Origin of the sequence: Peribacillus sp. NJ11 (assembly GCF_030348405.1) — a bacterium.
Lineage (GTDB): Bacteria > Bacillota > Bacilli > Bacillales > DSM-1321 > Peribacillus.
Window position 1 is genome coordinate 4,247,112 of sequence record NZ_JAUCFO010000001.1, and the last position, 24,776, is coordinate 4,271,887.

Consider the following 24,776-nt stretch of genomic DNA (forward strand, 5'->3'; position numbering starts at 1 on the left):
CCTTTGTCAAATCTCGTAATATTCATTTATATCGATCTGTCATCGATTTAATGGCAGACCTGGTGTTATCAATATATTGGACAGTCTCTTCATATTGCTCTGAAGCCATCCCCAAAAACAAAATGTCAATCATATATAACTGCGCCAATCGTGAGGATGTCGCTGCACTTCGAAACGGTGCTTCATTCGAAAAGGATGTATGCAGTGTCGCATCACACAAAGAAGATACCGTTGTTTGACCAAAATGAGTCAGCCCGATCGTTTTTACCCCACGTTCTTTTGCCAGCTTCAGTATATTGACAACTTCTGGTGTTTCCCCGGAGAATGAAATGGCAAAAACGATGTCATTTTCATCTGCATTGGCAATCAGGGTTGCAACTAAATGCATATCTGTAAAAGCCGTTGCCCCTTTATTGATGCGAAGTAATTTTTGCTGAGCATCGGCAGCAACTATATTCGAAGCACCCACTCCGCAAAAGTGGACGGTTTTAGCGTTCAGCATCAGCGTTATAGCCCGTTTGAGATTATCATGATCGATTATTTCAGATGTGTCCCGAATGGTCTGAATCGAATTACTCGTCGTTTTCTCAACAATCCGATACAGAGATTCGGAAGGCTCGATATCCCGGTAACCCTGTTCTACAGTCTTCATCAAATCTCCAGCAATCCTTATTTTCAGATCTTGAAACCCCTTTATTCCAAGCGATTTACACAACCTAATAACAGCAGCCCCGCTAGTTTGGGCAGACGTACTCAATTCCTGTACAGTGCTGTTCACAACTTCATGAGGATTCTGTAGAATATATTCTGCTAGTTTTTGTTCTGATTGCGGCAGCTTGCTCAACATCGTCTGTATGATGGATAATCCTCCTGTAGCCATTGTTTCCCTCCTTAATCTTTATGGATCGAGATGGCTTTTCTGACATCTCCATCAGCCTTTTCCAGTAACTCGATTGCTTTTTGATAATCTGTTGCCGTTTTTATCATGACAATCGCTGGTTTAACTTGATTATTTGCCTTCTCAAGCGTATTCAAAGCTTGATCATAGTCAGCATTCGTTACAGTTTCTATGATGCTTATCGCACGGTCCTTCAGTTTTTGATTACTGACATTTACATCAACCATCAGATTTTCATAGACTTTTCCCAAGCGGATCATGGTTGCTGTTGAAATCATATTGAGTACCATTTTATGTGCGGTTGCCGCTTTCATTCTCGTGGATCCTGTTAACACTTCCGGTCCGACCACCACTTCAATCCCTATATCAGCTGATTCTGTGATGCTCGCGTTTTTATTGCATGATAAAGCCACCGCTTTAGCCCCAACTTTCCTTGCATAACGTAAAGCGCCCCTCACATACGGGGTACGGCCGCTTGCCGCAATGCCAATAACCGTATCATTTGCTGTAAGGTTCACGTCAATTAAATCAGATTCCCCAAACTCTTCTTTATCCTCCGCTCCTTCAACAGCCCGAACAAATGCCTTTTCCCCTCCTGCAATAATTCCCAGCACCCTATCAGGCGGGGTACTGAAAGTAGGTGGACATTCCACGGCATCCAGAACACCGAGTCTTCCGCTCGTTCCCGCTCCGATGTATATGAGTCTCCCACCTTTTTTTAACGATTCGTAAGCCCATTCAACTACCGTTTTTATTTCTGGCAAAACCTCCTGTACCGCTGCTGCCACCTTTGAATCTTCTTTATTGATTGCTGAAATGATTTCCATCGTATTTGCACTATCGATATTCATCGTCCCTTCGTTCCGTAATTCAGTCGTTAACGAACGCAGATGTTCTTCCATAGACAATCAAATCCTCCTATTACTTAAATATAATTTCAAAATTTAATAGTAAATAATGAAATTATATTTCATATTATATTCAATGATAGCGGTTTCATTACTTTGACACAAGATATTTTTGTAAAATTCACATTATTCATCCCCTTAACATACCCCACACAGGCAATCTCCTTATTTGGAATCAAATAAAATTTCATTACATCCCGGGGAAATGGATGCATCTATAGCCGCCTTCTGCGTGTAATGATTTACCCATAGAAACCTCTAGTTTTGTAATATTGCACTCCTGATTTTTCCGACAATAAAAAAACGTGTACCGTTCCCAAACTTGGGTACGATACACGCATAAGTATTATAACAAAATGCTAAACTAGTTTACTCACAGGACTCGGGATGCCTGCAACCCCTGACCCAGTTAACGGACGGGGACAACTTTCCCGTCTTTGACAGCGCCGACGACAATAGTTGAAGCAAATCCTCCATTTTCATCAATTGAGGGAATATCATATATTTTTTGATCTGGCCCTATATTTGAAAGACCATCCTGCATATGTTTACGGATAGCCTTCGCATCATCCACACTGCCTGCAGATTTCATAGCTTCAACAAAGGCATACATGGCGATATAATTCAAACCTACTTCGGAACTTGGATCTTCCTTATAATTCTTTTGATATTTCTTAACGAATGCGGGAACTGCTTCTTCATCCGAATCCATCAGTGGAAGAACGCCAATCGAGCCTTCCAATGTTTCATATGAACCGGCAATCGGCTTCATTTGATCTAGCTTTGCTTGATCCATGATGATGAAACCGCCTTTAAAACCTAGCTCCCGAGCTTGCTTCGCTACTTTTGCCGTAGGTTCCGAAGCACCACCGATAAATAGAACATCAGGGTCTTTTTTCAAGGCATTGGTAACGATCGTGAAGAAATCGGTTTCTTTGGCGAAATCGATCGACGAATTATAAACGACTTTACCGCCTTGCTTTTCCCAATGTGGGAGAACGGCTTCCGTCCAGTCTTTACCATATTGGGAGGAAGTAGGTAAAGCGGCTATTTTCTTGCCGAAATTTTCCATTGCGTAAGTTGTAAAAGGTTCGATATACCCTTCGTAATTCGGCGGAATTCGAACGGTTAATGAATTTCCACTCTCGGTCACTGTCGGTTCACTCGTATAAGCACCAATGATGAATTCCTCTTGTTCATTAAAAACCTGCAGTGCCAACACACCTCCGCTATGAGGCGTGAAAATGATTGGCGTATCATGTTCCTGAATTAGACGTTTTGCATTCGCACCTGTTTCATTTGGTAAGTATTTATCATCCAATGATACCAAATTCAATGTGTATTTCTTACCATCCACTTCAAAACCACCAGCATCGTTAATTTCATTGACGGCCATTTCGACACCATTCAATGTCCTTTTCCCATATAGCGCTGCTGCCCCGCTTAATGGACCGCTAAAACCAATGTTAACGACATTTTCACTTTTACCTTTACCGCCACTGCTAGACACAGTGCTATCCCCTTTATTGCACCCAGCCAATACAGTGATCATTAGCAGCATGAAGACAAATATTACTTTCAATTTTTTCATAAAAATCCCCCATTCAATTTTTCAGGCTCCAATATATGCTTTCCTTACTTCATCATTGGCTAATAAATCACTGGCTGTCCCTTGAACGACAATTTCCCCATTTTCAAAAACATATCCTTTATCTGCAATGCTAAGGGCAGCATTCGCGTTTTGTTCCGCAAGCAGGATCGTGATTCCTTCCCGGTTTATTTCTTCAATGACTTGAAACATCTGTTCGACAATAAGTGGAGCCAGTCCCACCGAAGGCTCATCAAGCATCAACAATTTGGGTTTCGACATCAAGGCCCTTCCAATTGCCAGCATTTGCTGTTGACCTCCGCTCAGGCTTCCCGCTTCATCATGATGCTTTTCTTTTAAAATCGGGAATAAATGATAGACGTATTCCAAGGAATCCTTGATCTCCGCCTTTTTCTTTCGATGCACATAGGCACCCATCCTCAGGTTTTCCTGGACGGTCATCTGTGGAAATAGTTTACGTCCCTCGGCACACTGGACTATTCCACCCAAAACATTCTTATCCGGGGCACGGCCCCCTATGGGCATGCCCTGAAAATGAATTTCCCCCTTGGACAGCTTACTGATACCGCTTATGGAACGAAAAGTCGTGCTTTTCCCTGCCCCATTAGCTCCTAACAAAACTACGATTTCTCCCTTGGCAACTTCGATATTCACATGTTTTATCGCAGTGAAACTCCCATAATTCACGGCGACATCGGTTAACTTAAGCACTGGCACTACCTCCCAAATAGGCTTTAATCACCGCTTCATTTCCGCGGATCTCCTTAGGTGTGCCCTCGGCAATTTTTTCTCCGTAATTAAGGACCATGATTTGATCTGCCAAGTTCATGATCATATGCATTTTGTGCTCGATTAAACAAATGGTCAGTCCTGATCGATTTAATTTTTTAATCAGTTCTGTCAAACCTTCCGTTTCATCCGGGTTGATTCCCGCAGCAGGTTCATCGAGAAAGATAATTTCCGGTTCCGTTGCAAGGGCAAGGGCAATGGCTGTCCGTTTCTTTTCCTCCTGCGAGATGCTGGAGACCATTCTGTCAGCAGAATGCGTCAATCCAACAATATCAAGCACCTCCATTGCCTTATCCCTGCATGCCGCTTCCTCTCGTTTTAAACGGTTTGTTCTTAGAATGGCATCAACCAAATTGGATTTGGTTCGCAGCCTATGCCCGACAATGACATTATCCAAGACGGTCGATTGATCAAAAAGGCTTGTCGTTTGAAAGGTCCTTGAAATTCCAAGCCCTGCAATTTCATTCGCTGGAAGTTTGGTGATATCTATCCCTTTAAAAAGGACCGTACCTGAAGTTGGGCGATGAAAGCCACTGATCAAGTTGAAAAAAGTTGATTTTCCTGCACCATTCGGTCCGATTATTGCATTGATTCTTCCTTTTTCAATCATAAAATCCACATTATTGACCGCCGCTAATCCACCAAACCGCTTTGTCAAATTCCTCGTTTCGATAAGCAAACTCATCCCTCCTCCGCTTTCATGTGAATTTCGTTCCTCACCTTGGACCGCTTATTAACTTTTCGCTTGTTTTGCCAATCAAAGATGGCCCCTGCGATTCCACGCGGATAAAAGATGATGATTATCGTAAGCAATGGTCCGAATATCAACATTCGATATTCTTGAAGGAATTGCAGATTCTGCGAAAGGATCACTAATAGTAAAGTACCCACCAATGGACCAGAGAGTGTCCCGATTCCACCAACCAATAAATACATCAATAGATCGAACATTATGGCAGTTGATCCGATATCAGGTCCAATGAAGCGAATGAATGAAGCATACAAGGCACCTGCTAAACCTGCAAAGAATGTGGATAGGACAAATGCGGTTAACTTATTCTTCATTGTGGATATGCCTATCGTTTGTGCAAGGTCCTCGCTGTTCCTGATGGCCATATACGTCCTGCCGGTCAACGAGCGGATAATTCGATACACGATCAAAATCACTGCAAGCAGGAAAATGAGGACCAAATAATATTGTGATGCTGCAGTATCAAATGCGATTGGACCTATATTTCCAGGAGCAGGGATACCGATCAATCCCCTAACCCCTTCTGTAAGCCCCTCCCATTTATCGATGACCAGATATATGATGTAACCAACACATAGGGTATAAATCGCGAAAAAGTGTTCCTTTGTCCTCAACGCTATCAATCCGATTAAAAACCCAATTGCACATGTGATTAAACATGCCGTTACAAGTGCCAACCAAAAGTTCATTCCCGCTTTTACCGTCAGCAGGCCAAGTGAATATGCTCCAATGGCAAAAAATCCAGCATGTGCAAGCGAGAGATATCCAGTATATCCTGACAGTAAATTGATCCCATAAACAGCTATCGCCCAGATGAACGAAAGTGTCAGCATATGGAGATAATAGTCGTTTTGCGCGATAAAGGGGAATGAAAAAGCAAAGATGATAAGAGCGATGATTCCATTTCTTTTCGTTAAAATCTTCACGCTACCTCTCCCCCTTGGCAAAAAGACCTGTTGGTTTCACGGTTAATATCACGACTAAAAGAATGAATGCGATGATGTCCTTATAGTCATTTGAAATATAAGTTGCGCCCAGGCTCTCACTGAAACCTAGGATATATCCGCCTACGATCGCCCCCGGGATGCTCCCCATCCCGCCCAAGATGATAATGACGAATGCTTTTAGGATGACTAAATGCCCCATGCCGGGAAAAACAAGGTTAATCGGTGATGCAAGGGATGAAGCGATGGCAGCTAATCCACCCGATATCATGAAGGTCAGCATCGCGACTTTATTAATGTTGATTCCCACTAATGACGCACCTTCACGGCTTTGGGACATCGCTATTATCGTTGACCCGGTATAAGTTTTCTTAAGGAAAAGGTAAAGTAAAACCATTACTGCGATAGCTGACACGATGATCAATAACCGCTGTAGTGTGAACGTCAAGCCCATGAAGTTGACGACTTGGCCGTATGGAGAAGTCATTGTATGGAAGTCTGCACCCCAGGCAAATTGGGCAAAAGCTTCAAGAAAAAGGAGAATGCCGATTGCTGCTATCTTATCGTGCAATGGAGGTGCCTCCCTTAACAGACGGAACACGAAACGTTCCAAAAGGACTCCCAATAAACCAACAACGATAACGGATACAAACATGGCAATCCAGTAATTGACCCCATATAATGTCATCATTGACAGCGTGATATATCCACCCAACATATATAGGGCACCGTGGGCAAAGTTCGGGATATGCAAAATTCCATATACTAGCGTCAATCCCAGGGCAACAAGACTATATACGCTGCCAATCGTCAAACCATTAAAAAGCTGCTGGATCAAAATATCCATTTACTTCCTCCCTGATAATTATTGAATTTCACTTTGCTCCTATGTTCATTCCCTGGCCCACATTCCTGTTCATATTTTGAAAGCACACATCTGCGACGAAAAACACTTTCACTTATTCCTCACTGGCTCAACCTCTCGGGGAGGAGCAGTAACTCAATCATCGATCAATTAGATAGGCACTGTTTATTTCCCTATTCTCTCCGCCTACAGATATAACTTAGGAGTAGAGGATAACACCACCCGGGCTCTTGTTAGCGCTTTCATTTATAATGACTACTTATTTCAGTACATGCACCTAACGTTTTTAAGTCCTCCTTCTTTCTGCCTAATGAATCGCAGGCGATACGATAATCTGAAATGCATATTCTGTTTTTAGGGATAGCCACTGATTCCTTCTTCTCTGAATAACAGTTTTCCCACGGTAATCGTCTGGATCGTTCACCCCTTTCACCTCGCACTTTCTACAGGTTCTTCCGTAGATAGATTTAATTTCCTATTATGAATGCAAGTGCCGTGCCATAAGTAACACACTGTCCAACCGCCTATTCCCAGTACTGTGAATTCATTATTGAATTGTAAAAAACAAATGTATGGGTTCCATATGGGTTATCCATCATTCACTTTTGACTGAAAAAATCATTTCTGAATCAGTTAAAGAATTAGAATGAAAAAAATGACAAGTATCTAAAAATACCCTTCACAACTACATTTATTTCACGCAATAGCAGGTAATCATGCACAAAAAGCAACATTAAAAACGAAATCTTTTAAAAACTCTTTTAAAAAATAGTTAATAAACACAACTATCAAAAAAATAGGTTAATATAATTACTAAAATAACAAAGGGGGTAATTTTTGATATGAACAAAATATGTGGTAATTATCTATCTGTTTTTATTGCAAAGAAGGCTACTTACCAAGTTGAGGTGGTTTATTCATGAAAAAAATATTACTTCGTTATTCAGTAATGAGTTCTATGTTTCTTACTGATGTTGGTATCTCCGATGTGATGAAGTTAGAACTCAGTACTGTTCAATAGAAGCCCATGAGGTACGGAGACATTAAATTACAGTGCATATGGGGGGAGATTAAGTATTGAGCATCTCAAAATTTAAAATTGAACGTTGCTAGAGTATATACAAGGGTTGCCAAAGTCAAATATTGGTTGGAGACTACTTATTGAAAAAGGAAGGTGATTTCATGCTTGTATATATTCTGGAAAATTTAAACCCTACCTTGATCTTGCTAACACAATAATATTTTTCCTTATTTATTTGAATATTAGAAAAAAATAAAGATAAAAAGTGAATAAATAATGAGGCAATTCCTCCCATCCCGTCTACTAGATAGCAAGTCACCCATCTTATCAGATGGCTAAAACTACATTTCTTTCATCTGCGATAGATCTATAAGATTTTTCCCCTTCCAAGTACTTAACTCCATGTAATTTTTCGCCTATCCGGTATTTAGTCAAAAAAATGCACCTCCCATTGTTGGATGGTGTCCAACAATGGGAGGTGCATTTCATACTTACCTATTCTTTTCCACTGACCTTCAATCGATATTTTTTAAGTTTCCGCACAATTGTTGCCTGGCTGGAATCAAGGGCTTCTGCGATTTCATATGTAGTTTGGTAGGTTTGAGCCGCTTTCGTCAAGATTTCCTTTTCGGCTCTTTCCACCGCTTCCTTTAAAGTTAGGGAAGCATTGAGGTTCGGCTGATTCCGATTTTCCGGCTGATATTCTTCTGGAAGGTCGTTAATCGATAATAATTGATTATCCGTCAGTACGACGAGCCTTTCCACTATATTAATCAATTCACGGACATTTCCTGGCCAATCATGTTGATAAAAGTATTCCTTCAGCCTCGAATCTATTTCTTTTGAGAATTTATATTGTTCGTTTGCCTTTGTTAAAAATAGGTCAATCAATGCCAAGATATCTTCTCTTCTTTCCCTTAGGGGAGGAATCGTAATCGGAATGACATTCAGCCTATAAAAAAGGTCTTCACGAAAATCACCCGATTTGACCATTTCCGATAGATTCCGGTTCGTGGCTGCGATTATGCGAACATCGATTTTCTTTGGCTTTGTACCTCCGATTCTTTGAATCTCCCTTTCCTGAAGGGCCCGAAGCAGCTTCACTTGAAGTTGCAGGGGAAGCTCACCGACTTCATCCAAGAACAAGATCCCACTTTCCGCCAGCTCAAACATCCCTGGTTTACCTTTTTGATTGGCACCGGTAAATGCCCCTCCTTCATATCCAAAGAGCTCGGATTCCAATAAATCAGCAGGAATTGCCCCACAATTTATTTTGATGAAATCTCCTTTTTTAGATCGGATGCTCCGATTATAAATATTACGGGCAAGGACATCTTTTCCAACGCCCGTTTCTCCTAAAATGAGTACGGTCGCATCAATATCCGATATTCTTTCAGCAATCTCATAGATCATTTTCATCTTATCACTGACAAAAACGACGCCATCCTGGCTTGTTATCTTCCGCAGTTTTTCAATTTCCTGCTTATATTGATTATTCAATTCATTAACTTTCGTCAACTCATGCATCAGTTCATTTAAATCTGATAAATCTCTTATATTCGTAACGACTTGCTCTATTTCCCCTGCCGCATTAAAAACGGGACTTCCTGTAATCAATGTTTCTTTTCCAGCAAAATTATCCTGTACGACTGATACCGTTCGTCTCAGCTTCACTACCTTATGCGTCACCGAAGCATTCAGGATGCCGCGCTTAATCAATTGGTCCACCGACTTGCCTATATAATACTCTTTTGGAATGCCAGTGATCCGTTCAATTGCCGAATTGGTATAAAGGGTGATTCCATCTTGATCGGTGATGTATATCCCATCATAGGAATTTTCGATAATGGCATCCAGAGCGCGATTCAACTTATCCGTTTCATGAGCATCAATCAATAAATCATCCAAAAATTGTGTTTCTCTGCCTATATATAGAATATTGTCAGTATCCATTTGTTTCATCAATAAAAATAAATACCGTTTATCACGCAGCCTTGCAGCTGCTAGCCTTTTATTATCGAGAAATTGCCACTCATCGAATTGTTCGGTTAATATTTTATTACCATTCAGACCTAACAATTGATTAAAATAATTGCCCCAATCCTTTATCCGGTTTGCAGAATCCACGACTAGTGCAGGAAAGGTCCACTCTTTGAGCAAATTAAACTGAGAATCCTGTTTCACTTGATTCAATACTATTCACCGCCGCAAAAAGAATTCTTTTTAAGTACAATTCTGGATAAAATTCGAAATCCCTTTAAAATTGTCGAATTTCGTCCCTAAAAAAAGTAGTGATGAAATAACTTTCATCACTACTTTCCCTTAGTAGGCCTTAAAAATAACCTCTCCACTGATCGCTTCCTTACCTGACTGGTTAGTGGCCGTTACATTGAAAAAATATCTATCCCCATTTTTTTCTTTTAGATCGGCTTGAAGAGTTATGACATCATTCAAGAAAACCATACCTTTGAAACGAATCTTGTATTCTTCGATAAATCCGATTTCATAAAGATTACTGAAAATCTTTGCGAGGTTTCCCATCGTCCACATTCCATGTGCGATGATACCGGGAAGACCAGCATTTTTTGCTTCCTCATCAATCGTATGAATGGGATTGAAATCACCTGATGCACCAGCGTACTTAATGAGATCCAAACGCGTTACAGGTTCAAGCTCAATTGAATGTAACGAGTCACCAATATGAAGTTCGGTTAATGTCGTCACTTACTCATCACCATCCTTCTGATCGTTTCATTGATAATGACAAGCTGTTCAGCAGTGAAGACAATTTCCCCATCCGCATCCGTCCCATAATTTTTAAAGGCTAGAAATCCCATTTCCCCTTGTTTTCCCTTTTTCTCATAATAGTCTTTCACTTCCGTATAACAGGTGATTTCTTCCCCTACCTTCAGCGGCCTGTTGTAGCGATATATCTGCTCGCCGTGAATCAACCCTTTATTCGGGAGGTTTAAGCTTTCGATCGTCCCAAAATCAAAAACCCTTGGGAAAGTTGGTGGTGCGATATTCGTTCCATACCTTGATTGCCTGCCTATTTCTTCATCGATGAAAATCGGGTGGGGATCACCAATCGATAATGCGAATTTTTTAACGGCACCCCGTTCAACCATATTTTTAACGGGTTTGGATCGTTTTCCAATACTTTCGTTGAACATAATATCCCGCCTTTCCCCTTAATTTTTTGGACCGCCTGCGACATATAAAACCTGCCCACTAATGAATGAGGATGCTTCATCAGCAAAGAATGCAACAGCATGAGCAATATCACTTGGCAATCCGCTTCTAGCAACAGGAATACTGTTTGCCCTATCCTGGATGAATTGTTCAAAACTCACTCCCACCCGCCTGGCTGTTTCTTTCGTCATTTCGGTTTCGATAAAACCTGGTGCGACCGAATTAGCCGTTATTCCATATTTTCCAAGTTCGATCGCTAGAGTTTTTGTTAACCCCTGAAGCCCGGCTTTTGCAGCTGAATAATTAGCCTGCCCACGATTCCCAAGGGCGGAGGTGGATGATATATTGATGATTCTTCCGTATTTATTTGCAACCATATGCTTCTGGGCGGAACGTACTGCATTGAAAGTACCCTTTAAATGCACATCCATCACAGTTTGCCAATCTGAATCGGTCATTTTAAAAAGTAGATTATCTCGGATGACTCCTGCATTATTCACGAGGATATCAAGGGAGCCGAATGTGTCGGCTATTTCTTTAATGAATGCTTCCACTTCTTCGGAATTGACCACATTGGCCACTTTTGTAAAAATGGAGTAACCCTTATCCCTTAATTCATTTCCTGTTGATGTCAAAACCTCTTCGTTGATATCGATAATGGCTACATTTGCGCCTTCGCTTGCAAATAGTTCGACGATCGCCAGGCCAATCCCTCTGCTTCCACCCGTAACTAAAGCCGTTTTCCCTGTAAATCTCCCTGTCATAATCGTTTCCTCCTAATCTATTATAAGAATTGTCCTAATTTAACATGTCCCTTAATCAAATTCCGGGAAATGATCATCCGCTGTATTTCATCCGTACCATCATAAATCCTCCAAAGCCTAGCCTCGCGGTACCAACGTTCAATAGGAAGCTCCTTCGTATAACCCATGCCACCGTGTATCTGCAATACGCGATCAACGACCCGATTCCCCATATTCGCTCCATAGAGTTTAGCGATTGAAGCTAAATGGCGATTGTCTTCTCCATTATCAAGTGTGAACGCTGCATTCAAAACAAGCCATCTTGCAGCTTCGATTTCTACAGCCGAATCAGCAATCTGCCATTGAATGGCCTGCCGCTCAGCAATCGGTTTACCGAATGTAACACGTTCTTTAGCGTATTCTATAGCCATTTGCAGCAATCTTTCTGCAGAACCGACAGCGCGCGCCCCCACAATCCATCTTGCAAACCCAATCCATTCCAAGCCTAGTTTATAACCGCCATGCACTTCCCCTAAAATGTTTTCTTCGGGTACCCTGACATTATCAAAAACCAAACCTGCCGGTCCCCATTCTCCCATCGTATTGATATATTCTGATCTCCAGCCCATATCACGGTCTACAATGAAACAAGTTACCCCTTCCGTTCCGGTTGCTTGATGACTTTCTTTGTCGGTTACAGCAATGACCATGACGAAATCGGCATCGTTTCCTCCTGTAATGAAAGTTTTTTCCCCGTTAAGCACCCATTCGTTCCCTTCTTTTACTGCCGTCATTTTAATATTTCGCGTATCGGACCCTGCTCCCGGCTCCGTCATGGCAAAACAGGACTTTTTCTCCCCGTTAATCGTAGGGATCAGATATTTCTTTTTCTGTTCTTCATTTCCATAATAAAGAATATTGTCCGCCGAACCTCCAAAGCTGAATGGTACAAACGTTTTTGATACTTCCATCAAGACAATGGCCATCATAAGCTGTCCTAAGTCTGCCCCGCCAAATTCCTCCGGAGTATTGATGCCCCAAAACCCAGCTTTTTTTGCTTTTTCCTGTAATTCTTTTAATGTCCCCTCTGGTAAACTAGGTTTTCCAGCCATTTCATTGCGTAGTACTTCATTTTCCAAGGGAATCAATTCATTTTCCACGAACTTGCGTATTGTTTTTTGTACCATTTTTTGTTCATCCGATAATCGTAAATCCATTTTAACCCCTCCACTTTCCAATTAGACTAGTTTTGATATTTTCTCTTCAATTGCCCAGTAATGATATTTTTTTGGATTTCGGATGTGCCTTCATATATTCTAGTGATTCGGGCATCCCGATAGAAACGTTCAACTGGATAATCCTTCATGTACCCCATCCCGCCATGAATCTGAACGGCCTTATCAGCGACACGATTATATACTTCCGAACCATACAACTTAAGCATCGCCGCTTCTTTAATGATTTTTTCTTTCTGATCGACCATCCATGCGACACGGTATGTGAATGAGCGAAGTGCTTCTATTTCCATTGCCATCTCGGCAATCATATGGGATACGGCTTGATGATCAATGATAGGAACATCGAATTGTTCACGTTCAGTGGCATATTTAGTAGATAGATCCAGCAGGTATTGACAGGACCCCAAATTTCGTGCCGCAAGGCCTGCCCGGCCATTTGCAAGGATTTTCAATGCATTTACATACCCTTGACCAACGTCCCCCAATACATTTTCAGCCGGAACCTCGCAATCTTCAAAAACCAATTCGGCCGAATGTGAGCCTCGTAGTCCCATTTTCCTTTCCAGGCTACCAACTCTAAAACCCGGAAAATCCTTTTCTACTATGAATGAAGTGATTCCTTTTGCCCCTTTATCTTTGTCCGTTACGGCCATAACTGTAAAAATATCCGCTACATCTGCATTCGTTATATAATGCTTAGTTCCATTTAGGATATACTTATCGCCACTTTTGACAGCCGTCATTTTGAGATTCGTCGCATGGGACCCCGCTGCAGGCTCAGTTAAAGCAAATGCGCCAATTTTATTACCGCTTGCCATATCTGGAAGATACTTTTCCTTTTGCATTTCATTGCCCATTTCAACTATCCCTACTGTCCCTATACCTGTGTGGGCCCCAATCAGAGTGGTATATCCATTATGTGTTTTGCCGATTTCCTCATATAAAGCACATTTCCCTACCATTCCGATTCCGAGCCCACCATACTTTTCCGGGATACTAAGTCCGAATAACCCGATTTCCTTCGATAAATTTATGATCGATTCCGGTATATGATCTTCATCCTCTATCTGCATGGAAAAAGGATCGATTTGCTCTTCGATAAACTGTCTTATATTTTCTTTTAATAGCAGGATGTCTTCATCTAAGCGAAAGTCCATTTGCATTCCCCTTTATCTGCGAATTGATTGTTAACGCTTTCATATTTTATCCGAATAAGCGATATGTTTTTCTTGAAGCTTGCGTTTCAAGATTTTACCGACAGCCGTCTTCGGAAGTTCACTTTCAAATGTGATTATTTTTGGGACTTTAAAGACAGCGAGCTGTTTTCGGCAATAATCTTTCAACTCGTTTTCAGTTATCCTTTCACTTGGCTTTAAAACTACCGCTGCATGTACCGTTTCACCGCGATATTGATCGGGAACGCCAAAGACGGCAGCTTCAAGAACCTTAGGATGGCTGTATAGAATATCTTCAATTTCAATTGGATATATATTGAATCCGCCTGCGATGATCATTTCTTTCTTGCGTCCCACAATGTAAAAGAAGCCATCTTCATCCATCTTGGCAATGTCACCGGTATGAAGCCATCCGTTTTGAATCGTATTTCGCGTCTCTTCAGGCATGCCCCAATAGCCTTTCATTACCTGTGGACCCTTAATGACCAATTCACCTGGTGTATCAACCAAGAGGGATGGCTCTCCTGTAATACTGTCAATTATGGCAGCATCAGTATTTTGTAAAGGAATCCCGATACTTCCAGATTTCTGGAGACCGCTAACTGGATTTCGGTGAGTGACTGGTGACGCCTCGGACAGGCCATAGCCCTCTGCAATCTTTGTTCCACTCAATTCGTTAAACCTTGACAATACATTCAATGGCAATGGTGACGAACCTGAAACGCAAGATTTCAATGTATGCAAATCAAATGGATGGGACTGGTAATATTGTAATAAAGCAATATACATCGTTGGTACCCCAGGAAAAATGGTCGGTTTAAGTTTATTGATAATATCGACGATTTCCGTCAACTCAAACCGGGATACAAGAATTAATTCCCCGCCATTATAAAATGTCAGGTTCATCCCTGAAGTCATCCCGTAAACATGAAATAATGGGGAAACTCCAAGTACCCTTTCCTTCCCCTTTTGAGTATTGATACTTGAAGCAGCTGCACTTTGCAGCGTATTCGCAACGATATTACGATGGGTTAGCATCGCCCCTTTAGAACGCCCTGTCGTTCCCCCTGTATATTGGAGGACGGCGACATCTTCGGAGGGTTCAATCCGCACTGTGAAATCCGCCTCTGTTACTGATAGCAGCTTTTTTGTCATTTCACATTTACCTTTTTCCAGCGACACGCACAACATCTTTTCAACATCGGTTTCAGCCATTACGGCTTCAACTATTGGCAATAATTCGTCGAGCACAATGATGAGCCTTGCACCTGAGTCTTTCAGGACATGTATTAATTCGTTTTGCTTATACATCGGATTGATTTGGACAACTATTGCTCCATTCAAAAGAGTTCCGAAAAAACCAATCGGATATTGGGGACAATTAGGGAGCATAAGAGCCACACGATCCCCCTTTTTAATCCCTTCATCAGCAAGCGAGCGGGCACATTTTTTCACTAAGTTCCCTAACTCTGAATATGTATACCTTTGCTCCATGAACGTAACTGCTGTTTTATCCGAATATTGTTCGACTGATTGATAAAATAGTTCTGTTAAAGATATTTCAGGAATATCAATCTCCATTGGATTTCCGGGCGGGATATGCTTTTTCCAAGGTCTATCCATTGGTCCTCCCCTTTCTTCATTCAAAAAATAAAGAAGTCATACTAACAATATGCAAGGAGTGTGCCAAAAATAAATCGTTATGATATGTAGATTCTGTTAATATTAAAATTCAAAATTGAATTATTTGTTGTCCCATTAGAAATATATGGCTCGCAATGCTAGGATTTAAAATTGACTCAATAAGTCATTTTTGACTTAAAAGGTTACTCTCGTAAAAGGAATCAACCTGTAATGGGGATATGCGGGGATTATTTTCTTATAGGACTGTTCTTTTGTGAAAAAAATAAAAAGGGATGCTGATCATGATCAGCATCCCTTTTTAAAAAATGATTCACTGCTCTATGGCGGAGTCATCTTCCAATGATATTTTCCACAGTTCTTTCGCTTTTCCACTAACCGTTTCATCAAAAACAAATGATCCATTCGTGTATCGATCATGATTTTTTAATGAAGCGGCATGGATCGTTTCAATGGTTCCCTTTTCGGAAAGAATGAATAGACTATCAGTTTTGTTGATGGTATCAAATCCAATGACCCTATGAGGATTCGATTTCAATTCCCTCAAGACCACGACACCGCGTTTTGCTCGGCTCGTTTTCTCAAACTCGGTTAATTTCATTTTCTTGATGGCTCCGCGCTGGGTAACGATAAGGATTGATTCTTTACTATCCTTGGCTAAAACCTTTCCGCCAATGACATAGTCATCCTCTTTCAAATTAATCCCTTTGACTCCTGCTGCCCGGACACCGACAACACTTACTTCTTCTTCATCAAACCATAAACCATAGCCGTTATGCGTGACTAGGAAAAGGTCTGCCTGTCCATCGGTATGATGGACATCGACCAGTTCATCATCACCTTTTAAATTGACACCGACCAGTGGTTTTGAATGTCTCTGGGCTTTGTAGGAAGCTATTTCAGTCTTTTTCACCATACCATTTTTAGTGATGAACACTAAGAATTGCGGCAGGGTGAAATCTTTGATAGGAATCGCTTTTATGATTTGTTCTTCCCTATCGATAGGTATGATGTTCGCGATATGCTGACCGGTTTCCTTCCAACGAATATCAGGAAGCTGATGAACTGGACAATAGAGGAAGTTTCCTTTGGATGTGAACAGTAACAGGACATCTGTCGTATTCATCTCCAGCCTCTGGAGCAGGCGATCGGAATCCTTCATGCCAAAATCAAGACCGCCTGATGCTGTATAAGATCGTAATGAAGTCCGTTTGACATAGCCTTCTTTCGTCACGGTCACCATCACATCTTCACTCGCAATCAAGACTTCAAGATTAATTTTGATTTCTTCAATTTCTTTTTCGATTTTGGAACGCCGGCCGTCATCAAAACCTTTTTTAATGAATCGAAGTTCTTTTTTTATTACTTGAAAAAGAACTTTTTCACTGCCAAGAATCTTGGTCAATTCCTCAATTTTGTTCTTCAATTCCTCTGCCTCTGCTTCAAGCGCTGTAATATCCGTATTTGTCAGCCTATATAACTGTAATGAGACAATGGCTTCAGCTTGAGCTTCTGTAAATGCGAAATTAGCGATGAGATTATCTTTGGCATTCCGTTTATCTTTAGAGGCACGGATTACAGCGATGACTTCATCCAATATGGACAAAGCCTTCACTAAACCATCGACAATATGTGCCCTGTCATGAGCTTTTTGCAACTCATAACGGGAGCGGTTCACGATTACCTCTTTACGGTGATCGATATACGCATCTAGCATTTTTGGCAGGCTCATCAATGTCGGCCGTTTTTTATAAATTGCGACCATATTAAAATTGTAAGCAATTTGAAGATCGGAATTTTTATATAAATAATGCAGGACGCCATTGGCATCCGCTTCCTTTTTCAGTTCAATGACGATACGCAGTCCTGTACGGTCCGTTTCATCCCTTACTTCAGCGATACCTTCCACTTTCCGGTCAAGACGGAACTCATCCATTTTTTTAACAAGGTTCGCTTTATTGACTTCATAAGGGATTTCAGTGATGACGATTTGCTGTTTGCCGCCGCGAATCGTTTCCACTTCCGCCAACCCGCGAATGATTATTTTCCCTTTACCTGTTTCATAGGCTTTACGAATGCCTTCAATTCCTTGAATGATACCGCCTGTAGGGAAATCCGGCCCCTTAATGACCGTCATTAAATCAGCGACTGTCGCTTCAGGCTTATCGATTCGCATAATGGCAGCATCAATGACTTCACCTATTTGATGTGGCGGGATTTCAGTGGCATAGCCGGCAGAAATTCCTGTGGATCCGTTTACAAGCAAGTTAGGGAACATCGCTGGCAAAACAATAGGTTCTTCCGAAGTATCATCGAAGTTCGGTACAAAATCGACCGTCCTTTTTTCAATATCTCGTAACATCTCGGAGGCAATCGATGATAGCCTTGCTTCTGTATACCTCATCGCAGCAGGCGGATCACCATCAATACTACCGTTGTTTCCGTGCATTTGAACCATGACCTTTCGCAGCTTCCAGTCTTGGCTCATCCGGACCATTGCCTCATAAACAGATGAATCGCCATGAGGATGATAGTTACCAATTACATTACCGACAGTTTTTGCAGATTTCCTAAATCCTTTTTCCTGTGTATTTCCTTCTACATGCATCGCATACAATATCCTGCGCTGAACTGGCTTTAGTCCGTCCCTTGCATCTGGCAGTGCCCGATCCTGGATAATATATTTACTGTAACGCCCGAAGCGGTCCCCAATTACCTCTTCTAGCGGCAAATCTCGAAACGTTTCTTCAAATACCATCGTTATTGACCTCCTCTTCAATCGACATATTTTCATTATCTAAAATATTCGATTCCTCTTCGAGACCAAAAGCGACATTGGCTTCAATCCATTTACGGCGCGGTTCGACCTTATCTCCCATCAACGTTGTCACTCGTCTTTCTGCACGGGCACCGTCATCGATCTTCACACGTATCAATGTCCTTGTTTCCGGGTTCATGGTCGTATCCCATAATTGATCGGCATTCATCTCACCCAGCCCTTTATAGCGCTGAATCATATAGCCTTTCCCTACCTTGTCTATCGCTCCCTGAAGTTCCTCGTCGCTCCAAGCATATTCAATGACTTCTTTCTTGCCGGTCCCTTTACTCACTTTATATAAAGGGGGCAAGGCAATGTAAACCTTTCCTGCCTCTATCAACGGCTTCATATAGCGATAAAAGAAAGTCAGCAGCAGCACTTGGATATGGGCACCATCCGTGTCGGCATCAGTCATGATGATAACTTTATCATAGTTGGTGTCCGGTGTATTGAACTCCGCCCCGACACCTCCACCGATAGCATGGATGATTGTATTTATTTCCTCGTTTTTAAAAATATCCGCTAGTTTTGCCTTTTCCGTATTGATAACTTTACCCCGTAATGGCAGTACTGCTTGGAATCGGCGATCGCGCCCTTGTTTTGCGGATCCTCCAGCAGAGTCCCCTTCCACGAGATATAATTCATTCCGTTCGGGATTTTTCGATTGAGCTGGTGTCAATTTTCCTGAAAGGATGGCGTCGGATTTTTTCCGTTTCTTCCCGCTTCTTGCATCTTCACGGGCTTTGCGCGCAGCTTCCCGGGCCTGGAACGCTTTAATCGCTTTTTTAACCAATAGTGTACTCGTGGTCGGATCTTCTTCAAAAAAGTAGGCTAAGTGCTCTGACACGATGGAATCGACTGCAGAACGGGCTTCGCTAGTTCCAAGCTTGCTCTTGGTTTGTCCTTCGAATTGAAGAAGTTCTTCTGGGATACGAACAGAAATTATTGAAGACAAGCCTTCACGTATATCGGTACCTTCGAGGTTTTTATCTTTTTCCTTCAATAGCCCCATTTTTCTGGCATAATCATTAAATGCCCGTGTCATGGCCGTTTTTGCGCCAATCTCATGGGTGCCGCCGTCTTTTGTTCGAACGTTATTTACAAAGCTTAAAATATTTTCTGAATACCCATCGTTGAATTGAAAGGCGAGATCGACTTCAATCCCATTTTGTTCCCCTTCTAAGCTGACTACACTATGAAGGGTCTCTTTTTCCTCATTTAAGTAATCCACAAACGCTTCAATTCCATTTTCATAGTGAAAAGTTTCATTATGGTCGTTTCGTTCATCCGTCAATTCTATCTTCATGCCTTTTAAAAGAAAAGCTGATTCGCGAAGACGCTCACATAGGATATCATAATTGAACGTTGTCACCGAAAATATTTTTGGATCGGGCTTGAAGTGGATTTTGGTACCAGCTTGATTGGTTTTACCGATTTTCTCCAGGGTCGTTTCCGGCTTACCGCCATTGAAAAACCGTTGTTCGTAAATGAACCCGTCCCTTTTGATCGTCACGACAAGCCATTCAGACAACGCGTTAACGACCGAAGCACCAACCCCATGAAGGCCTCCGCTCGTTTTATATCCGCCTTGTCCAAATTTACCCCCGGCATGAAGAATCGTCAAAATGACTTCAGGCGTCGGTTTACCCAATTTATGCATACCGGTAGGCATTCCACGGCCTTTATCTGACACACTTACACTGTTATCTTTATGTATTTTCACACTAATTTGGTCTCCATATCCAGCCAAAGCCTCATCTACGGAGTTATCGACAATCTCGTACACTAAATGATGAAGTCCGCGTGCATCAGTACTGCCGATATACATACCGGGACGTTTTCTGACCGCTTCGAGTCCTTCCAGTACCTGAATTGCATCATCATTGTACTCGATTGTTTTTACTTTCTTTGCCACAGAAATTCCCCTTTCCTTACTAAACACAATTTCCGGGCCAAATCATACTGCAATGAAATGACTCACTAGCTTAACAAATTCATTCATACGTTAATATCATATAAAAAGTATAATACTTTCACGAACAAAGAACAAGTGTTCTATTTTTTTCGTCCCTTTTATTAGCGTTAGCACCTTTGTTTGGAACTGTTCACTTTTTTGAAAACGTATCATAGCTACCTTTCTAATTGTAGCGGTAAATTTTCATTTGGCAAATATACTTTTACTATTTTAATCAAATTAAGCTTAAATGGCTTAAATTTGCCCTGAAGCTCAATCCCCACTATTTCTCTGGTTGAGACACTGCCATCCTTAAAAAAGAGCGGAAGTTCCGCTCTTTTCATTTTACTTAGTAAGGGCGTGTTCGACTTTAATGCATCGATTCATGATGACAGTATATCCTTTTTCTTTCAAAAAATTATAGGCTTCTTCATTTTCCACCCCTAGCTGTGCCCAAAAGATATCAGCATCGATTTCTGCAAATTCCTTGGCAATCTCCGGAAGGAACTCTGAACGGCGGAAAACATTGACGATATCGATGTGCCCTTCAATATCTTTCAGGGCTTTTACTGCCTTGACACCCAGCACTTCAGATACAGCAGGGTTTACCGGGATGATTTCATAACCGCTTTCCTGCATGGCCTTTGATACCATATAAGAAGTTCGCTCAGGGTTATTTGATAAACCAACGACAGCGATGCGCTTTGATTTTTTCAACATCTGACCCATTTCTTCTCTGCTTGGATTCTCTATCATTCTTTTCAATCCCCTTTATAATAAAGTGTAATATTTGCATAAAGAGTATTCCTTAACACGGGTATTATTTAAGAGAAAAGTTGTTTATTACCATTATTAAGAAAGACCATTATACAAGAAAGAATATGTTTCGAAAAGGTGTGACCCACTTATCTTAACTGTCTTTCTGTTCATACAGACTACCACGTATTGTAATAATTTATACAAGGAGGCTTCCTTCAATTTATATTTACGAAAATAAGGAAGCGCAAACCTTTAACCCTTCATGAACTTAACGTATATCAAAAGATATAAGTTCATCAAGGAAAATTCATTTTTTCAGTGGATTTTTTTTTGGACAGCCGTACCATTTTGTCACGAAAATGTTACAATAAGAGAAGCTTAACAGGTAGTTTAAGGCTGTTTTTAGCTATTTCTACACGTTTATTTTTGAAAAAAGGAACAATCAGCTTCTTAAACGTGATAAAAAAGAAGATTTTTCTTTAAAGAAAGGATCATAGAATGTTTACATTTATCACTCTACTGTCAGCCTACCTGATCGGTTCGATTCCTTCCGGTTTAATAATAGGTAAAACCTTTTACAAAATCGACATTCGGGAACATGGCAGTAAAAATCTAGGCGGGACAAATACCTTCAGGACACTAGGTGTCAAAGCAGGGCTTACCGTTACCATCATGGATATACTTAAGGGTACCCTAGCAACGTTTCTTCCGTACTTGCTTGGCGTGGAAATGCATTTATTGCTAGCCGGCGTTTTTGCAGTCATCGGTCATATGTTTCCCATTTTCGCTAACTTTCGTGGCGGGAAAGCGGTGGCAACTTCAGCTGGTGTCATTCTTGCTTATGAACCATTGTTTTTTGTCTTTGCCGTTATCATATTCTTTATATCCTTATACATATCCAAATATGTCTCGCTTTCTTCCATGATTGCTTCTCTACTTGCTCTCATCTACAGTTTAGTGTTTCATGCCGGTGATTGGCCGCTTATTATTGTAATCGGTATATTAACGATTTTCATTTTTTACCGGCATCGTGCAAACATCAAGCGGATTATCAATAAAACTGAACCAAAAGTAAAATGGTTGTAAGAGGATCATATGTCCATCGAAATAAGCCCGTATACACGGGCTTATTTCCATTCTACAATTGATTTGCCGTGTTATTCAGTATACTGGCATGCCCTGACACCTTTTCCGTAGAGTTTCCGATTTCCTGAATGACTGATACTAATTCCTGAATTGTCCTTTCCATTTCAGTTGAATCCGTTATATTCCCTTCGATCACTCCGATTATTTCATTGAAGGCCTTTTCGGTTAACTCAGATTCTTCCTCGCCTGCTTTAACGACCGCCTTGACCCTTTGGACAGATTCAACAACTTCTTTCATATATTCACCGGAAGTATGGACGATTGCGTCTATTTCAGTGATTGAATTTTTAGTCTGTTCAGCAAGCTTCCTGACTTCATTCGCAACAACTGCAAATCCTTTACCATGTTTACCTGCACGCGCTGCCTCGATGGCTGAGTTCAATGAGAGTAAATTTGTCTGGTCGGCCATCCCCTGTACAAGCTTTACAAACTCGGTAATGGTTAGGAAGGATTGGTTTAACAAATCGATGTTTTCATCAACATTTTTCATGAATATAACAAGGTTTTGTATCTTTTCCGTCAAGATCTGCATACGATCCTGACCCTCTTCAGCTATCGTTCTTGAACGAAGGGATAGATTAGCACGCATTGCGATCTGCGCTTTGACAAAATGCCCATTTTCTATCAATTGTTTAACGGATACATCCGTTTCTTTACTTAATAATAGTACTTCTTCACTAATCAATGAGATTTTCTTTTTCACTTCCTCCTTGATTTCTTTGTATTTATTTTCCCTTGCTTTTAAATTTTCCGCTTCATAGGCTTCAATGACTAACTGCTGTTCGAGATTGAGTATTTTTCCTATCGCTGATATCAATGCACGCTGCTCTTCTTCATTCTTGGTTTGCTCAAAGACAATCTTTTGCAAAAAATTCTGTACATTTTGAAAACCGGATGAATACCAGCGTGGCTCTAATCCAATTCGATAATGAGTCTTCGCCACCTTCGTTCGCAATGCAACAAATTCATCGTCGATCACACCATTGAATAATGATAGCATATGAGAAATTAACGTTTTTCTCAATTTTCCCACTGTACTGTGCTCCGTGATTATCCCTTTCAATTCCGGAACCTGCAGAATCGTTTGGTAAAAGGAATCCACAACACTTTCGACCTTAGGTTCGATTGCCTCCCTAAAAGCATGAATCAGCTTTAAATCGAATTCTTTTAAATCAATGATATTTACCTGAAGTCTCACCTGTTCACTGCTTACATCCAATATACCATCCGTCTCTTTTGCCTTTTGAAGCCAGATTGCTTTTTCCGGCTTCGCTTTCGTGAAAATCCCCATTTCCTACTCCCCCTGATCATGTAATTCGCGTTAAGGTCAATCTTAACCATCAAATCAACATGAACCTTTATACCTATTTTATTGAAAATAAATAAAAATACATAAATTACAAATGGTCTTTATAGTTCATCCGGACTACCACTTATCTTATTCTGACTTCAACCACACTCTATGTCAAGGTAAAATATACTGAAAATTCTTACAATAACTTCCATTCATATGTAAAGCATGGATTTTGTTTGATCGAGAAATGGTCAAGTAAGGATTGTATAATTGTAGAACAAAGGCTAAACTGGAACTAGCTAATAACCATCGATAGGAGAAAGTGCCATGAAACCATTGCAAATATCACCGGAAACGGCATTAAAGTTATCCAAGTCGCTTAACTTGCCTTTAGAACAAATCATGCATATGCCTACCCCCATCTTGCTGAGAAAGCTTGCAGAGGCTGAAGCAAAAGAAAAAGAAAATACAAAATAGCTGCAGAAATCTGCAGCTATTTTTGTGTGTGTCCATATGTTTGCGAAACGACCTTACGGATAAGTTCTTGAAATCCGTTCCATTCCTTCCATTATTCTTGAAACTGAGTAACACCTTATTTGGTCGCATAATAGTATTTCCTTTCGATCCTTCTAAAGAATCCCGCAAGTAACTTTTTAATTTCTCTTTCTCTTCCAGCCTTTTTAAAGTTGGGTAAAGCATCCCTTCTTTATAATGTAAATAACTTTCACTTAATAACTGTTTGAGCTTTTCGATCATCTCATACCCTTACATATCCTTTTAAGCTAATAATGATAATAATGAAAGCAACACCATTTTTAACAGCTCCGTTTTCCGCAAATCAGCAGCATCCTCTATATAAGGTAATTAAATAAATGGTATTATCGCTATATCTTCATACAAAATAGTTTTCGGTTTTGTCCTTTTGTATACGACGATATATATCTTCCTTACCTCATTAAATGTACCTATATTCTGAATACTCCTATGCCACTTTTTGATATATAGCTTACTAATCGGAATACTGCAAAAAA

At 40.8% G+C, this 24,776-nt stretch carries 20 protein-coding genes and 1 pseudogene; 2 read left to right on the top strand and 19 right to left on the bottom strand.

Going from position 1 to position 24,776, the window contains the following annotated elements; translation table 11 throughout:
* Positions 1-22: 22 nt before the first annotated feature.
* From QUF86_RS20825 to QUF86_RS20905, 17 genes are all read right to left on the bottom strand, one after another.
* Positions 23-880: a MurR/RpiR family transcriptional regulator gene (locus QUF86_RS20825; RefSeq protein ID WP_289316606.1), complete on the bottom strand. Its 858-nt coding sequence runs from the start codon at positions 878-880 to the stop codon at positions 23-25.
* Positions 881-891: 11 nt separating this feature from the next.
* The gene (murQ, locus tag QUF86_RS20830) at positions 892-1,800 is read right to left on the bottom strand and encodes an N-acetylmuramic acid 6-phosphate etherase (protein WP_289336271.1); all 909 of its coding nucleotides are present in this window, start codon (positions 1,798-1,800) and stop codon (positions 892-894) included.
* A gap of 415 nt (positions 1,801-2,215) precedes the next feature.
* Complete coding sequence (locus QUF86_RS20835) at positions 2,216-3,397, bottom strand: ABC transporter substrate-binding protein (RefSeq protein WP_289335496.1); 1,182 nt, start codon at positions 3,395-3,397, stop codon at positions 2,216-2,218.
* Positions 3,398-3,418: 21 nt separating this feature from the next.
* Positions 3,419-4,126, bottom strand: coding sequence for an ABC transporter ATP-binding protein (locus QUF86_RS20840; RefSeq protein WP_289335497.1), 708 nt, complete (start codon positions 4,124-4,126; stop codon positions 3,419-3,421).
* Positions 4,119-4,883 (bottom strand): ABC transporter ATP-binding protein, encoded by a 765-nt coding sequence (locus QUF86_RS20845; RefSeq protein ID WP_289335498.1) that lies wholly within the window; start codon positions 4,881-4,883, stop codon positions 4,119-4,121. Before QUF86_RS20845 ends, QUF86_RS20840 begins: the two co-directional genes overlap by 8 nt.
* A gap of 2 nt (positions 4,884-4,885) precedes the next feature.
* A complete protein-coding gene (locus QUF86_RS20850) occupies positions 4,886-5,881 on the bottom strand; it encodes a branched-chain amino acid ABC transporter permease (RefSeq protein WP_421155315.1) in 996 nt (331 codons plus the stop codon).
* A gap of 1 nt (position 5,882) precedes the next feature.
* Positions 5,883-6,746, bottom strand: coding sequence for a branched-chain amino acid ABC transporter permease (locus QUF86_RS20855; RefSeq protein ID WP_289335499.1), 864 nt, complete (start codon positions 6,744-6,746; stop codon positions 5,883-5,885).
* 1,534 nt (positions 6,747-8,280) lie between these two features.
* The gene (locus tag QUF86_RS20860) at positions 8,281-9,969 is read right to left on the bottom strand and encodes a sigma-54 interaction domain-containing protein (RefSeq protein ID WP_289336273.1); all 1,689 of its coding nucleotides are present in this window, start codon (positions 9,967-9,969) and stop codon (positions 8,281-8,283) included.
* A gap of 138 nt (positions 9,970-10,107) precedes the next feature.
* Positions 10,108-10,509 (bottom strand): MaoC/PaaZ C-terminal domain-containing protein, encoded by a 402-nt coding sequence (locus QUF86_RS20865; protein WP_289335500.1) that lies wholly within the window; start codon positions 10,507-10,509, stop codon positions 10,108-10,110.
* Positions 10,506-10,958 (bottom strand): MaoC family dehydratase N-terminal domain-containing protein, encoded by a 453-nt coding sequence (locus QUF86_RS20870; RefSeq protein WP_289316612.1) that lies wholly within the window; start codon positions 10,956-10,958, stop codon positions 10,506-10,508. Before QUF86_RS20870 ends, QUF86_RS20865 begins: the two co-directional genes overlap by 4 nt.
* Before the next feature lie 18 nt (positions 10,959-10,976).
* Positions 10,977-11,741 (bottom strand): SDR family oxidoreductase, encoded by a 765-nt coding sequence (locus QUF86_RS20875; RefSeq protein WP_289335501.1) that lies wholly within the window; start codon positions 11,739-11,741, stop codon positions 10,977-10,979.
* A 20-nt stretch (positions 11,742-11,761) separates the two neighbouring features.
* Positions 11,762-12,937, bottom strand: coding sequence for an acyl-CoA dehydrogenase family protein (locus QUF86_RS20880; RefSeq protein ID WP_289335503.1), 1,176 nt, complete (start codon positions 12,935-12,937; stop codon positions 11,762-11,764).
* A 26-nt stretch (positions 12,938-12,963) separates the two neighbouring features.
* Positions 12,964-14,115, bottom strand: a complete 1,152-nt coding sequence (locus QUF86_RS20885) for an acyl-CoA dehydrogenase family protein (RefSeq protein WP_289316615.1) — start codon at positions 14,113-14,115, stop codon at positions 12,964-12,966.
* A gap of 39 nt (positions 14,116-14,154) precedes the next feature.
* Complete coding sequence (locus QUF86_RS20890; RefSeq protein ID WP_289335504.1) at positions 14,155-15,756, bottom strand: long-chain-fatty-acid--CoA ligase; 1,602 nt, start codon at positions 15,754-15,756, stop codon at positions 14,155-14,157.
* A 331-nt stretch (positions 15,757-16,087) separates the two neighbouring features.
* Positions 16,088-18,532, bottom strand: a complete 2,445-nt coding sequence (parC, locus tag QUF86_RS20895) for a DNA topoisomerase IV subunit A (protein WP_289335505.1) — start codon at positions 18,530-18,532, stop codon at positions 16,088-16,090.
* Positions 18,522-20,507 (bottom strand): DNA topoisomerase IV subunit B, encoded by a 1,986-nt coding sequence (gene parE, locus QUF86_RS20900; protein WP_289335506.1) that lies wholly within the window; start codon positions 20,505-20,507, stop codon positions 18,522-18,524. Before parE ends, parC begins: the two co-directional genes overlap by 11 nt.
* Before the next feature lie 384 nt (positions 20,508-20,891).
* Complete coding sequence (locus QUF86_RS20905; protein WP_289316619.1) at positions 20,892-21,302, bottom strand: CoA-binding protein; 411 nt, start codon at positions 21,300-21,302, stop codon at positions 20,892-20,894.
* 501 nt (positions 21,303-21,803) lie between these two features.
* On the opposite strand from QUF86_RS20905, the gene plsY reads away from it, so the two are divergent.
* A complete protein-coding gene (gene plsY / locus QUF86_RS20910) occupies positions 21,804-22,391 on the top strand; it encodes a glycerol-3-phosphate 1-O-acyltransferase PlsY (protein ID WP_289316620.1) in 588 nt (195 codons plus the stop codon).
* A 52-nt stretch (positions 22,392-22,443) separates the two neighbouring features.
* On the opposite strand, the gene QUF86_RS20915 is transcribed toward plsY, so the two are convergent.
* Positions 22,444-23,742 carry a globin-coupled sensor protein gene (locus tag QUF86_RS20915; protein ID WP_289335507.1) on the bottom strand — a complete coding sequence of 433 codons (1,299 nt, stop codon included), beginning with the start codon at positions 23,740-23,742 and terminating at the stop codon, positions 22,444-22,446.
* A 330-nt stretch (positions 23,743-24,072) separates the two neighbouring features.
* On the opposite strand from QUF86_RS20915, the gene QUF86_RS20920 reads away from it, so the two are divergent.
* Positions 24,073-24,222 carry a YycC family protein gene (locus QUF86_RS20920; protein WP_230156354.1) on the top strand — a complete coding sequence of 50 codons (150 nt, stop codon included), beginning with the start codon at positions 24,073-24,075 and terminating at the stop codon, positions 24,220-24,222.
* Between the two features lie 159 nt (positions 24,223-24,381).
* Here QUF86_RS20920 and QUF86_RS28675 read toward each other — a convergent pair.
* Positions 24,382-24,501: pseudogene (locus tag QUF86_RS28675) on the bottom strand (PadR family transcriptional regulator); the annotation flags it as partial.
* Between the last annotated feature and the right edge of the window lie 275 nt (positions 24,502-24,776).

What these genes read in the sequence shown, in the direction of transcription:
- QUF86_RS20880 (WP_289335503.1), bottom strand. Translation starts at nt 12,937, where the DNA reads ATGGATTTACGATTATCGGATGAACAAAAAATGGTACAAAAAACAATA.
- QUF86_RS20915 (WP_289335507.1), bottom strand. Translation starts at nt 23,742, where the DNA reads ATGGGGATTTTCACGAAAGCGAAGCCGGAAAAAGCAATCTGGCTTCAA.
- plsY (WP_289316620.1), top strand. Translation starts at nt 21,804, where the DNA reads ATGTTTACATTTATCACTCTACTGTCAGCCTACCTGATCGGTTCGATT.
- QUF86_RS20920 (WP_230156354.1), top strand. Translation starts at nt 24,073, where the DNA reads ATGAAACCATTGCAAATATCACCGGAAACGGCATTAAAGTTATCCAAG.
- QUF86_RS20855 (WP_289335499.1), bottom strand. Translation starts at nt 6,746, where the DNA reads ATGGATATTTTGATCCAGCAGCTTTTTAATGGTTTGACGATTGGCAGC.
- QUF86_RS20905 (WP_289316619.1), bottom strand. Translation starts at nt 21,302, where the DNA reads ATGATAGAGAATCCAAGCAGAGAAGAAATGGGTCAGATGTTGAAAAAA.
- murQ (WP_289336271.1), bottom strand. Translation starts at nt 1,800, where the DNA reads ATGGAAGAACATCTGCGTTCGTTAACGACTGAATTACGGAACGAAGGG.
- QUF86_RS20875 (WP_289335501.1), bottom strand. Translation starts at nt 11,741, where the DNA reads ATGACAGGGAGATTTACAGGGAAAACGGCTTTAGTTACGGGTGGAAGC.
- QUF86_RS20870 (WP_289316612.1), bottom strand. Translation starts at nt 10,958, where the DNA reads ATGTTCAACGAAAGTATTGGAAAACGATCCAAACCCGTTAAAAATATG.
- QUF86_RS20890 (WP_289335504.1), bottom strand. Translation starts at nt 15,756, where the DNA reads ATGGATAGACCTTGGAAAAAGCATATCCCGCCCGGAAATCCAATGGAG.
- QUF86_RS20825 (WP_289316606.1), bottom strand. Translation starts at nt 880, where the DNA reads ATGGCTACAGGAGGATTATCCATCATACAGACGATGTTGAGCAAGCTG.
- QUF86_RS20835 (WP_289335496.1), bottom strand. Translation starts at nt 3,397, where the DNA reads ATGAAAAAATTGAAAGTAATATTTGTCTTCATGCTGCTAATGATCACT.
- parC (WP_289335505.1), bottom strand. Translation starts at nt 18,532, where the DNA reads ATGGTATTTGAAGAAACGTTTCGAGATTTGCCGCTAGAAGAGGTAATT.
- QUF86_RS20885 (WP_289316615.1), bottom strand. Translation starts at nt 14,115, where the DNA reads ATGGACTTTCGCTTAGATGAAGACATCCTGCTATTAAAAGAAAATATA.